Source organism: Brevibacterium sp. FME37, assembly GCF_014897485.1.
Taxonomy (GTDB): domain Bacteria; phylum Actinomycetota; class Actinomycetes; order Actinomycetales; family Brevibacteriaceae; genus Brevibacterium.
This window is the reverse complement of record NZ_JABUYE010000004.1, coordinates 33,226-45,902: the sequence shown is the minus strand read 5'-3', so window position 1 is coordinate 45,902 and position 12,677 is coordinate 33,226. Positions and strand designations below refer to the sequence as shown.

Genomic DNA, 12,677 nt, shown 5'->3' with positions numbered 1-12,677 from the left:
CGGGCGCCATCGGCGCGATCACGTCAAGCGTCGCCGCCGGTTAGGGCATAGGCCTCATCAACCGGAGCTTCGTCGATGTGACCGTCGACCCGTCGAAGAGCTTTCCAGCCGATCGCGATGACGACCACAGACAGGATCACTACGGCGGTGCCGAAGAAGTACGGTGCGCCGGTACCGATCGACTCCGAGACGACACCGGCCACAATCGGGGCCACGGCACCGCCGATGAAGCGCACTCCGGAATATGTCCCTGAGGCCACAGGGCGAGGCAGGTCGCTGACCTCCATCGCCGATTCGGTGAAGACGGTGTTGAGCACGCCCAGGATCAGTCCGGCCACGATGACGCTGACGATGATGCCGGTGAACGACTCGACGAGGAAGCCCATCACGGCCAGCAGCACCGCGAGTGCTATGAGGGAGACGACGAGGCTGCGACGACGTCCCAGTCGCTTGGTCAGAAGCGGTGCCCCGAAGACCGAGGTGATGGCCACGCACATTCCCCAGCCGAAGAACACGTAGCCGAGGCCCATGGCCCCGAAGTCTTCGATGCCGGCCTTCGCTGCGGCTGCTTCAACTGGGAAGGGGCTGTAGGCCAGCAGAATGAAGAAGCCGAAGTTGTACAGCAGCGCGGCAATTCCGAGCACGAGAACACCGGGGCGAGCCAAGGCACGGAAGGTGGCGCTGAGCTTGATCGGCTCGGGCGAGGTCTTCACGCTGCCACTGCCCGACTTCCCGCCGGGCAACAGGATCACAATGGCGATGAAGCCGATGGCCATAAGGACCGCGGTGCCGAAGAACGGTCCGCGCCAGGAGATTCCGCCCAGCAGGCCGCCCAACAGCGGGCCGGTCGCGATGCCGATGCCCAGGGCCGCCTCATAGAGGATGATCGCTTTGTCGGCACCGCCGGAGGCTGCACCGACGATGGTCGAGAGCGCGGTGGAGATGAAGAGGGCATTGCCCAGCCCCCAACCGGCACGGAAGCCGATGATCTGATCGACGCTGCTGGAGAACCCGGCCAGGGCAGAGAATGCAACGATGAGGATGAGGCCGATGAGCAGCGTGGTCTTCGCACCGATCCGTGAGGACACGAAGCTAGTGAAGAACATCATGCCGCCAGTGATGAACAGGTAACTGGTGAACAGCAGCATCGACTGCGACGGGGATGCGTGGAGATCGGCGGAGATCGCGGGCAGAATCGGGTCAACCAAACCGATGCCCATAAACGCGATGACCGCAGCGAACGCGACCGCCCACACTGCTCGCGGTTGACGCAGAATAGATGCTTCCGCACCCTCCCCGTCATTCTTCTGTACTTCGCTACCTGGTGACACACTCATAGCTCTTCCCGCGCATCCTTTCGTCGGTCTGTTGTGATCTGTTGTCGTTGGTCTGATGCGATCGGCCTGATGTGATCGTCGGCTCGACGTCATTGCCGCCGAGGTGGTTCGACGTCACCCGGCCTGCGTCTCGCCCTGCCCGACCTCCTCGGCATCCACCGGATGCTGTTCCTGCAGGTACTGTGAGACGAGCCCCAACGCCCGATGGACGCTGAGCCGATCGTCGGGAGTCAGCGCCTCGAAGTAGGGCTCCATCCGTTCGGCCAGAACGGTGCGGTTCTCTGCCAACCTCGCACGGCCGTCCTCGGTCAGGGAGAACTGTGATGCCCTCTTGTCATTGGGGCTGGTTTCGCGCAGAACGTAACCTGCCTCTTCGAGACGAGCCAGAACCTTCGTCGCCGCGGGCTGGGAGCACAGGTATCCCTGCGCGAAATGTCCCACCCGGACGGGCTGGTACTGCTCAACCACGCCAAGAGCGCGCAGTGTGACAAGCTCACTTTCGTTGCCGATCACTCGCCTCATCGCCCTGGTCAGGCGCGAGGAGACGACGACAAGGCCAGTGACGAGTTCCGCCGAATCAACATCATCCATAACTTAGTTATATACCCTGGCTATGCATCATCGCAAGAACTGCCCCGCTTCAACGACGCCGCAGCCAACATCACCCCCACCCGCACTCCTGCCCACTCGCACCCCCGCCCAGCAGGACTGCGGCAGGGCACTCGCGCTTCTCATGTGATGGACGTCATGGCTGCCTCGGCGAGGGGCGTGCTAATCTGTGGTCACATGTTCCGGGGACGGTGAAAATCCGTACCGGCGGTGATAGTCCGCGAGCCGACTGCATTCGTGCAGGTGGTTGACTTGGTGAAATTCCAAGACCGACAGTCAGAGTCTGGATGGGAGGAGCATGGCGACTGCGGTCGCTGTGATTCGGTGCATCCCAATGCGCTGTCGCACACGTTCGCACGCCCTGATAGTTGCACCCGCAATATCCTCCCTCCCGGCATCGGCTCGGGAGGTTTTTTCATGCACGCGGGGTTCACCGATCTCGAAATGACCGCGATGTCCGCTGCCCTGCAGGCTGCGCGAAACGGTCACCGGGGCGCGAATCCGCTGGTGGGCGCCGCGATCCTGACGAAAGACTCGCAGATCGTCGTCGGCCATCATGCCGGTGCGGGCAGTCCCCACGCCGAGGTGGACGCCATCACCACAGCCATCGACCGCGGCGTCGACCTCACCGCCTCCGCCCTGTTCGTGACCCTGGAACCGTGCAACCACACCGGTCGGACCGGTCCGTGCACGCAGGCGATCATCGATGCCGGCATCCCCGACGTCGTCTTCGCACTCCCCGATTCCAACGGCGTCGCAGCCGGTGGTCAAGCCACCCTCGCCGAGGCGGGCATCCGGGTCCGCTCAGGCCTGGGCCACGACGAGTCGCTTGCGCTGAATACGCGGTGGCGAATTGCAGTGGATGCCGAGCGTCCGTTCGTCACAGCGAAGATCGCTCAGAGCCTCGACGGAAAGGTCGCCGCCGCAGACGGGACCAGCCAATGGATCACCTCGGCGGTCTCACGAGATCACGCCCATCAGTTCCGGTCCCGGGTCGACGGCATCCTCGTCGGAACCGGCACCGCCCTCACTGACGATCCACGACTCAATGCCAGAGGCCCCGGTGGTGAACCCTTGGAGTCACAGCCGGTGCCCATCGTGCTCGGGATGACCTCCCTGCCGCCGGAATCCTTCCTCGCACTCAACCCCGACACCATTCACCTGCGCACTCGCGACATCACTGCAGCGCTGGGCGAACTGTATGCCCGCGGCATGCGCCACATCCTCGTCGAGGGTGGGCCCAGCGTGCTCGGCGCCTTCTTCGCCGCAGGAGCGGTTGACGAAATCTTCTGCTATCAGGCCCCCTTGCTGATTGGGCCGGGGAAGTCCAGTCTCTCGGGCTTGAGCACGTCCACGCTGAGCGAGGCAGTCGGCCTGATTCCTGACGAAACTGCCGAACCCGCCGTGACACAGCTGGGGCCCGACGTGCTGTTGCACTTCGTCACAGGCTCGGGCCCCAGTTCCGGCTCGGGTTCACGTTCGGGCCCCACTGACAACTACACGATCTGACTCGTCTCCTATTTACCATCGAATACCCACTCGGAGGGCATATGTTCACCGGCATCATCGAAGAGCTCGGCACTGTCGCAGCCATCGACCATTTGGACGACTCGGCCGTCATCACCATCGACGCCAAGGGCCTCGTCCACGACCTCGGTCTCGGCGGATCGCTTGCAGTCAACGGCGTGTGCCTGACTTCGGTCAGGGACGAATCCTCCTCGCCGCCGGGTGCCCCCACCGCCGAGGTGCAAGGCCCCTTCACCGCCGAAGTGATGGGTGAGACCCTGCGTCTGACCGGATTGGGAGCCTTGCGCACCGGGGACCGGGTCAACCTGGAACGGTGCACGCCCGCCTCGGGGCGCTTCGATGGTCATGTGGTGCAGGGACACGTTGACGGCTGCGGTGAGCTGCTGAGCCGAGACGACTATGACCAGTGGTCGACCCTGCGCATCGGCATCCCGAATCCGCTGGCCCCCTACACCGCCAGCAAGGGTTCCATCGCCCTCAACGGCGTTTCCCTGACGCTGACCGCTGTGTCCGAACCCTCCGAGACCAGCGCCTGGGTCGAGGTCGGGCTCATCCCGGCCACCCTGAGCCACACCACGTTCGGCAAGCTGGCCCCCGGCGATCCAGTCAACGTCGAGGTGGACGTGCTCGCGAAGTACACCGCCCGTCTACTCTCCTTCCCTGCGGAGACCACCGCTGCGGAGCCTGCCACCTCCGCGGAGACGACCACGCTCTTCAACTCAACCGACAGCAGCACTCGACAAGGAGCCGACAATGCCTGAGACCAACCCCACCGATCCACGGCTCGACTCGACTGAGGCGATTGCCGGTTCCGACTCAACTGCAGCAAGTGCGCGGCTCGATCCGATCGAGGACGCGATTGCGGCATTCGCTGCGGGCCAACCCATCGTCGTCGTCGATGACGAAGACCGCGAAAACGAAGGCGACCTCATCATGGCCGCCGAGTTCGCCGAGGCTTCGACCATGGGCTTCTTCGTCCGCTACACCTCCGGAGTCATCTGTGCCCCCATGGAGGCCGAGCGTGCCGCCGCGCTCGAGCTGCCGCCCATGGTCTCCACCAACGAAGACCCGAAGGGCACCGCGTACACAATCAGCTGCGATGCGGTCGGCGTGACGACGGGCATCAGTGCCGCCGAACGTGCCCTGACCGGGCGCCACCTCGCCGCAGCGGTTCCCGACCCGGCCTCGATCACGCGCCCTGGACACGTGTTCCCGCTCATCGCTAAGTCTGGTGGAGTCCGCGAGCGCCCCGGGCACACGGAGGCCGGAGTCGAGTTCGCTCGCCTCGCCGGTGCCACTCCTGTGGCCATGATCGGCGAGGTCGTCCACGACGACGGTTCGATGATGCGCTTCGACTCCCTCCGCGAGTTCGCCGATGCACATCAGCTCGTGATGGTCTCGATCGAAGGTCTCATCGACTACCTGAACGAGTCGAATCACGAAGACGCTGTGGATGCCGCCGAACGGCCGGATGCCGAACTGACGGCCCACAGCTCGACGCAAGAGTCGGGCGCGAACCCGCATGCGATCGAAGCCTCGGCGGAGGTTCCCCTGCCGACGAAGCACGGGAGCTTCAAGGCCCGCGCATTCACGATCGACGGACACGACCACCTCGGCGTGTTCTCCGGGCTGGACTCTGCCGCCGTTGCCGCCAAGTCGACAAGTCAGGGATCTTCGCTGCGCGGGCCTGCTCCTCTGGTGCGAGTACATTCGGAGTGCCTGACCGGAGACGTCTTCGGGTCTCACCGCTGCGACTGCGGAGAACAGCTGGATCTGGCGATGCGCCGGATCTCCGACGAAGGTGGCGCCGTGATCTACCTGACCGGCCACGAGGGCCGCGGTATCGGACTGAGCAACAAACTCCGTGCCTACGCCCTGCAGGATCAGGGCCTGGACACGGTCGATGCGAACCGTGAACTCGGCTTCCACGACGATGACCGTGACTACCGTGCGGCCGCGGAGATCCTGGCCTCGATCGGCCTGACTCGCATCCGTCTGCTGACGAACAACCCGGACAAGACCCGGGCGCTCGAAGCACTGGGAATCACGATCGAGGCCGTCGTTCCGCTTGAGATCCCAGCGCGGCCGGAGAACTCGAACTACCTGAACACCAAGCGCGAGCGCATGCACCACACGCTGACCCTGCCCTCGGTGGTCGGCAGCGCCACAGCCTCGGCGACCATCGCTGAGAAGCACCACTGCTGAGCAGCCGCTTCACTCACACGCACTCCTCAGCACTGACTACTCCGGCCATCACGGCCGCTACGAAAGGACCCACCCATGGCACATTCCGGAGCACCCGAGCTCACCGTCTCTGCGGCCGATACTCGAGTCGCCATCATCGCAGCATCCTGGCACACACAGATCATGGACGGTCTGGTCGACGGAGCCCAGCGGGCAGCCACCGAAGCCGGCGCCCAGGCCACCCTGGTGCGGGTCCCAGGAAGCTTCGAGCTGCCCATCGCTGCGGCACGCCTGGCACCACACTTCGACGCAGTCGTCGCCCTCGGCGTCGTCATCCGCGGCGGCACCCCGCACTTCGACTATGTCTGCCAGGCCGCCACCGATGGCCTCAATCGCGTTGCCATCGACACCCGCAAACCGGTCGGATTCGGAGTGCTGACCTGCGACACCGAGGAACAGGGACTCGACCGTGCCGGTCTCGAGGGGTCGCAGGAAGACAAGGGTCACGAAGCCATGACCGCCGCACTAGTCACCGCGCAGGCCCTCGCGGAGTATCCGATCGTGTGAGCAATGAAGCGGCCGATCGCCACGGCGAACGTGAGCGCGGCTAGTCAGACCGCAGTCGGTGCGACAGGGGCTTCCTGCGCCAACGGTTGGTAAGTTCGTCGCGATCCTAAGCTCGGGATCGCGACGAACTTACCAACCGTTTCAGCAAGAGTCCGCATATATGTCGGGATTCCGCTTCGCCGGACCTGCGAAAGTCGACTCATGCGCTTTGCAGTGTGGATGACCCCGAGCTTCGGAACATTCTGAGACTAAGAAATTCGCGCTGGGGCCGCGAACAACAAAAACGATCACGGGAATACCGCTCAGGGTCAGCGGAAATCGCCGCTCGAGCCGAGTGCGAATCTGTCCACAGCTGGACCTGACTTGGACGTAATTCCCCTGGGGATGCCGGGTCGCTATCCCCAACGCTCCCGAGTCACTTGGAAAGTGTGCCGCTGGCCGCCCGATACTGATCAGCATGTCGTATTGGCACTCGAAACCGATGACGTTCAGGCAGATGCCGACCCCATTCACCCGCGCCGATCTGGCCGCTCGGAAGATCACTTCGTATGCGCTGCAGCATGATCCGCGCTATATCCAGATGGTCCATGGCGTTTGGATCGACAGAACCGAGGACATCATGGCTCCCACACCGGTTTGGGCAGGAGCCGAGTGGCAGAGAGTTGCGACGCAGCTACGAGGCTTTCGTCTGCGACGCCCCGACGTGGCCGGCACATTCTGGACCGCGGCTCGCCTCTATGGCTTGCCGGTGCCGAATCGAATCCGGGACCAGGATCTACACGTTGCCGGAGACACGGCCTGCACCCGAGTCAATATGCGGCAGGTCATTCTTCATCGACATCGTCAGCTCAAGCAGATCGACTTCTTCGACCTGCAATTGGTCACGGTTCCACACCTTCTCCTCGAACTCGGCTCTCACCTCAGTCTGCTCGAGCTCGTGCAATTCGGCGATGCAGCGGTGTCGAAGCGATTCGGAGGTCCGAAGACCACTCTCGCGTCGCTCCAGACAGAACTCGCCACTCGACGACAGCTCCGCAGCCGTCGAAAGATAGCAAAGGCGTTCTCACTCATCCGCCTCACCGTTGACTCGCCTCGAGAGACCTGGCTGCGGCTGTGGCTCATCGGCAACGGCTTCCCCGAACCGGTTGTTCACCCACAAGTTCGCTGCCACCTCAAGAATGTGATCCTGCAACCCGATTTGGGGTACCCGGAGTTGAAGCTGGCGATCGAATATGAGGGAGACCACCATCGGTCGTCAGCAGGTCAGTTCAACACTGACATCGAACGGCACCAACTTCTGGAAGCTGAGGGATGGACCATCCTCCGAGTCACGAAGAGAACAGATATGAACACATTCGGGAAACTCCTCGCCGCTCACCTGAACAACCCAGTCTGAACCGGCAACCAGCGACAGCAGACTCTGCAACCTACAGCTCGCGAAACAGCAAACGGTTGGTAAGTTCGTCTCGATCCCGAAGCAAGGATCAAGACGAACTTACCAACCGTTTGGCCGTAGAGCGGTTCTACCTCGTTCGCGGCTGTTCGACCGCGGCTGCCCTCCCGCGAGGGCGGCTGCTCTCAGGTTCAGGTGCGCCGCCTGCCGCGAACGCGCAACCTCAGAACAGCTGGCGGATGTTTGCCTGGGCTAGGTCGATGAGTTCGTCGCCCTTGCCCGACATCACCGTGCGGACTGCATAGAGGGCGAAGCCCTTGGCCTGTTCGGCGGTGATCGTCGGCGGCATCGACAGCTCCTGCCGTTCGGTGACCACATCGAGAACCGCAGCGCCGTCGTAAGCGAGGAACTCCTTGACGACCTTCGGCAGGTCCTTGGACTTCTCGACACGGAAGCCCTTGATGCCGACCGCCTCGGCGATGGTGGAGAAATCCGGGTTGTCCAGTTCCGTTCCGAAGGTGACGAATCCAGCGGCCTTCATCTCCAGCTCCACGAAGTTCAGTGAGGAGTTGTTGTAGACGACGGTCTTGACCGGCAGCTTGTTCTGAGTCAAGGTCAGCAACTCACCGAGGAGCATGGCCAACCCGCCGTCACCGGCCAGAGCGACGACCTGCCTGTCAGGGTAGGCCGACTGCGCACCGACGCTCTGCGAGAGGGCATTAGCCATGGAACCGTGGCTGAAGGAACCGATCAGCCGACGCTTGCCATTCATGGTCAGATACCTGGCTGCCCAGGTCACGGGGGATCCGACATCGGGGATGAACACAGCATCTTCGTCGGCCATCTCGTCGATCAGACGCGTCAGGTACTGCGGGTGAATCGTCCGCTTCGACGGAGTCGCGAGCTCATCGAGTTCCTTACGAGTCTTCGCATAGTGCTTGGTCATCGCTTTGAGATGCGAGCTGCTGCGGTTCGGTTTGATCAGGGGAAGGAGGGAGTCAACAGTATCAGCGACCGTACCCACCAGTCCGATGTCGACCTGGGTCCGCCGTCCGATCTGGGAGCCTCGGATGTCGACTTGGATGACCGTCGCATCGTCAGGATAGAACTGCTGGTACGGAAGACCGGTGCCCAGCATAAGCAGAGTGTCGCAGCCTTTGAGTGCGTGATAACCGGAGGAGAAGCCGAGAAGTCCGGTCATGCCCACGTCATACGGGTTGTCGTATTCGATGAATTCCTTGCCACGCAGCGCGTGGACGATCGGCGCCTGCAGCTTCTCCGCGATAGCGATGAGCTCGTCGTGGGCACCTTCTGTACCGGCACCGGCAAGGATCGTCGTCTTCTTGCCCTTGTTCAGTGCCTTTGCAGCCGCCTCCACTTGGGATTCTGCAGGGATCATATGCGAGGGATAAGAATTGACCACCTCGGCGGCGGCATTGATCTCCGTCAGGGCAATGTCGCCAGGGATGACGAGGACAGCGACGCCGCGCTTCTCGATGGCCTCGCGCATGGCGATGCGCAACAGGCGGGGCATCTGCTCCGCGGTGGCCACGTGTTCGAGGTAGACACTGCATTCGCGGAACAGTTCGGTCGGGTGGGTCTCCTGGAAATAGCCCGAGCCGATCTCATCGCTGGGGATGTGAGCAGCGATCGCGAGAACAGGCACGCGGGAGCGCTGGGCGTCGTAGAGACCGTTGATGAGATGAAGATTTCCGGGGCCGCAGCTGCCTGCGCAGACGGCGAGTTCACCGGTCAGTGCGGCCTCGCCGCTGGCGGCGAAGGATGCCGCCTCTTCGTGGCGGACTTGGACCCATTCGAGCTGTGGGTTGACGCGCAGGGCATCGGTGAAGCCGTTGAGCGAATCTCCCGGGATCCCGTAGACCCTCTTGACTCCGCTGGCCACAAGGGTATCGACGATGTTTCTGGCGACGGTGGGCATAGGATTCCTTCCGTTGAAACACGTGGAGCTCTCTCAGCTCCTGGGTGGACCCCGTCAGCATCCCAGTCAGAGTGCCGACGCAGGCTGGTACCGCGGTTTCAGTCTAGCCCCGAGGTCAGCGGTCGGGCATGTGAAGTCAGAGACAGCACCGCCGGACCATACGACAATGTCCGATGCACACGGCCCGAAGCTCAGTGCCAGGATGTCCGCAGCACAGAAGTCATCTGCATCGGATTCGTTCCGCGATATGCGGTGAGGACGCCTGCGCCTTCCGGGTTCCTCGTGTAGACCGCTTCACCGCCGCCGATCCACCGGTTCCACGCTCGCGAATACGCTATTGCCGATTCTCTTCTCGTGCCGAGAGCTGAAGGCACCGCGTGCCAGACCGGATCGCTCTGCTGCGCATTCGACCACCCGACCTTCAGACGTTCCCACAGTCCGCGCGCTCCAATCGATGACTGCGGCAGAGACCAGCGAGGAACCAGATACCTCGGGTCGGCGATCGGGGACACCGCCTCGTCGAGGGCGAGCGCGAAGACCTCCGCGGACTGGGCTTCCGCATCGAGATGACACCGCAGATCCCCACTCGCGTCGACGCGTACACGCACCGAGTCCGATCCTGTCTTGCTCAACCCCGCACTGTGCAGGGCATCGGCGACGGCACCGGCAAGTTGGCCCACCGTCGGCGGCTTAGCATAGAGCCGAGTTCGTCGTTTTCCGGCTACGGACAGCACCACCGGCAAGCTCAGCCAAAGGACAAGCCCGAGCACCGTGAGGACCAGGCCGCCCACATCGTCGATCGCCACACCCAGCAGCAGGAGAATCAGCCCAAGTCCCGTCCAGGGCACGACAGTGGCAGTCCTCACCCGGAATGGCAGGATGTGCCCCGGATCCCCGCCGAGGTGGCGCGGCAAAACGCTGACATCGCCGTTGCGAACGGGGTCGGCTGAGGTGAGGCTCGACTGTTCGGTGCGTCGATGGCCGGTGCGCTGAAGGATTCGCACCGAGCGCATCTCCTCGTCTTGATAGTCACTGCCGACCTGCCACCGCTGGGCGATCTCCCCGCGGTCTTGGGAGCGGGCGATCATCCGCGCGTTGATCTCGTCTGCCATATCGGGCAGGGGAGGCTCGTAGGGCGAGAACGCGGAATCGATATGAGCCACTCCGTCGACGACCTCACCCTCAGAATCCGTGCCGAAGAAGCCGTCGTGTTTGCGCACGAGACGCCCCCAGTCCTGGTTACCGCGTGGGTGATCGGGGCTGACGCAGACGACGGTCCAGTTGAGCCCGACCTTGTGTGCCTGGTCAGGGTCTCGCCGCAACGCACGACCGCGGGTCTGCGTCACCGCCGTCGGTGTAGTCGCGGTGCTCAAGTCGATCAATCCGGTGATGGCCGGTGCATCCCAACCTTCGCCGAGGAGGGCACGGGTGCCGATGAGCACCTGAGTCCTGCCCGTGGTGAAGAAGTCGGTCACATAGGGAACCCACGTCCGGCTGGTCCACGGACCCTCGAGTCGGCTGATTCCAGATACCGGTTCGCTCACCTGCAAACGAGAAGCCAGGGATTCGTCGGATACGGCAATCCGAGCACGCAGCTCGCCGAGCACCTCCGGAGCTCCAGCCACGGTCTTGCCGGAGACGAGCAGTGGTCGGAGGCCGGAGGTGCGGGCATCGGAGACGAGTGTTTCGAGAACGAGCAGGGCCGAACCGGAGCGTTCGCTGATCACCCCGCTGACGTCGGCCGGCAGCGTCGCTGTCAGCGATTCGAAGTCGCAGAGGACCAGCATCCGCATGCGTTCTTGAAGGTTGGCCGCCTCGGCGCAGATGATCTCGCTCGTCGCCTGTGGCTTCGACGCCGAGTAGGCGATCACGCGGTCGACGGGTGATCGTCCCGCCCGTATGCCGTTCCGGGTCCAGCGGTACCCGATTGCGGGCAGGTCACGACGGATCACCTCGGCGAGTTCGATGTCTTCTGCCTCCTCGGAGACCATCAGGTGGTGGCGCATCCAATCGTCGATGAGCAGCGCCCAGTCCTCGGCATCGGGATTGCGGCGATGCTGTTCGGCGGGACTGGCACCGGGAGGCAAACGGAGCAGATCCGCGTGGTGCAGCCGCAGCGCAGCCGAGCACAGTTCCGGTGTCGAGCGGCTCATGGCCACCCAACTGACAACGTGCTCTCGGGTGCCCAGGAACCGCCTGTCGACCCATTCGAGGAACGGCACCGAGCCCTGAGTGGGGTCGAGGATGTCGGTGATGAGTTCGGTGAATCGCACAGCTTGCCCCGATAGCCAGCTGTTCTCCTCGTTCGTCGGGGTCGTCACCCACACGAGGTCCGCGAATGGAGCCAGATCGCCTTCTCTGACGACTGCAGGGATCGAAGCGGAGTAGCGAATGTCGGAGAACAGTCCGGTCACCAGCTCTGACTGTGCTGTCGTCATTGTTCCGGGAGGAGTGGCTGTGAGTCCGAGCACCCAGACTTCAGGGAGCAGGTCGAGGAGTTCGGTCAGCAGGCTGCCCCACACGTCGAGCAGGTGGTGGCATTCGTCGAGGATGAGCAGCAGAGGTCCAACATCGCGAAGGCGGTCGACGAGTTCCCGCCCTCCAGGGGCGAGTTCGTCGAGGAGGTTCTTCGTGCTTCCGCGGTCGTCATCGAAGACAGCGAGCGATTGGTAGGTCAGAGCGGTGAATTGGGTGGTGAGTCTCCGGTCGAGTCCGGCGCGGTCGGTGCCTCCGGCGGCGGGCTCGTCAGCGGCGTTGTCGGCACCTTCGCCGAGGCGATCGGAACTGTGGCTGTTCCAGGCGTTCGCCCACTGAGTCTGGATGGCGGTGTTGGGGCCGAAGGCCACAATCTTCGAGACATGTCCGTTGGTGAGCAGATGCTGCGCATGCTCGAGCCCGACCCGGGTCTTCCCTGCACCCGGCGGCAGGACGATCCAAGATCGGCGAGATTCGGCGCTGACTGAACTCGTGAGTGCGTCAAGTGCCTCGCGTTGGTGTCGGCGCAACGGAGGTCGGTGACCTCGCATTGGCTTCACCTCGGGCATCGACATGGCAATCAGTCTAAGACGAGCCCTTGATCGACAGCGAAGAAGGGCAGAATCTGTCCAAGCCGACTCAAGTT

General features: G+C 63.3%; 9 protein-coding genes and 1 riboswitch. Of the genes, 5 read left to right on the top strand and 4 right to left on the bottom strand.

Annotated elements, in window-relative coordinates; genetic code table 11:
* Positions 1 to 23: 23 nt before the first annotated feature.
* Both INT29_RS06280 and INT29_RS06275 read right to left on the bottom strand, forming a co-directional pair.
* Positions 24 to 1,337 (bottom strand): MFS transporter, encoded by a 1,314-nt coding sequence (locus tag INT29_RS06280; RefSeq protein ID WP_101574087.1) that lies wholly within the window; start codon positions 1,335 to 1,337, stop codon positions 24 to 26.
* Between the two features lie 114 nt (positions 1,338 to 1,451).
* On the bottom strand, positions 1,452 to 1,928 hold the full coding sequence (locus INT29_RS06275) for a MarR family winged helix-turn-helix transcriptional regulator (protein WP_101574088.1): 477 nt from the start codon (positions 1,926 to 1,928) through the stop codon (positions 1,452 to 1,454).
* 192 nt (positions 1,929 to 2,120) lie between these two features.
* A riboswitch (FMN riboswitch) is annotated at positions 2,121 to 2,249 on the top strand.
* Between the two features lie 114 nt (positions 2,250 to 2,363).
* On the opposite strand from INT29_RS06275, the gene ribD reads away from it, so the two are divergent.
* From ribD to INT29_RS06250, 5 genes are all read left to right on the top strand, one after another.
* Positions 2,364 to 3,455, top strand: coding sequence for a bifunctional diaminohydroxyphosphoribosylaminopyrimidine deaminase/5-amino-6-(5-phosphoribosylamino)uracil reductase RibD (gene ribD, locus INT29_RS06270; protein WP_193071132.1), 1,092 nt, complete (start codon positions 2,364 to 2,366; stop codon positions 3,453 to 3,455).
* A gap of 41 nt (positions 3,456 to 3,496) precedes the next feature.
* Positions 3,497 to 4,234 carry a riboflavin synthase gene (locus tag INT29_RS06265; RefSeq protein ID WP_101574090.1) on the top strand — a complete coding sequence of 246 codons (738 nt, stop codon included), beginning with the start codon at positions 3,497 to 3,499 and terminating at the stop codon, positions 4,232 to 4,234.
* Entirely contained in the window at positions 4,227 to 5,678 is a 1,452-nt protein-coding gene (gene ribB / locus INT29_RS06260; protein ID WP_193071131.1) for a 3,4-dihydroxy-2-butanone-4-phosphate synthase, read from the top strand. The genes INT29_RS06265 and ribB overlap by 8 nt, the downstream gene beginning before the upstream one ends.
* Before the next feature lie 75 nt (positions 5,679 to 5,753).
* Positions 5,754 to 6,224: a 6,7-dimethyl-8-ribityllumazine synthase gene (ribH, locus tag INT29_RS06255; RefSeq protein ID WP_193071130.1), complete on the top strand. Its 471-nt coding sequence runs from the start codon at positions 5,754 to 5,756 to the stop codon at positions 6,222 to 6,224.
* Between the two features lie 457 nt (positions 6,225 to 6,681).
* The gene (locus INT29_RS06250; RefSeq protein WP_193071129.1) at positions 6,682 to 7,620 is read left to right on the top strand and encodes an endonuclease domain-containing protein; all 939 of its coding nucleotides are present in this window, start codon (positions 6,682 to 6,684) and stop codon (positions 7,618 to 7,620) included.
* Positions 7,621 to 7,840: 220 nt separating this feature from the next.
* On the opposite strand, the gene poxB is transcribed toward INT29_RS06250, so the two are convergent.
* Both poxB and INT29_RS06240 read right to left on the bottom strand, forming a co-directional pair.
* Positions 7,841 to 9,556: a ubiquinone-dependent pyruvate dehydrogenase gene (poxB, locus tag INT29_RS06245; RefSeq protein ID WP_193071128.1), complete on the bottom strand. Its 1,716-nt coding sequence runs from the start codon at positions 9,554 to 9,556 to the stop codon at positions 7,841 to 7,843.
* 191 nt (positions 9,557 to 9,747) lie between these two features.
* On the bottom strand, positions 9,748 to 12,606 hold the full coding sequence (locus INT29_RS06240) for a DEAD/DEAH box helicase family protein (RefSeq protein WP_193071127.1): 2,859 nt from the start codon (positions 12,604 to 12,606) through the stop codon (positions 9,748 to 9,750).
* Between the last annotated feature and the right edge of the window lie 71 nt (positions 12,607 to 12,677).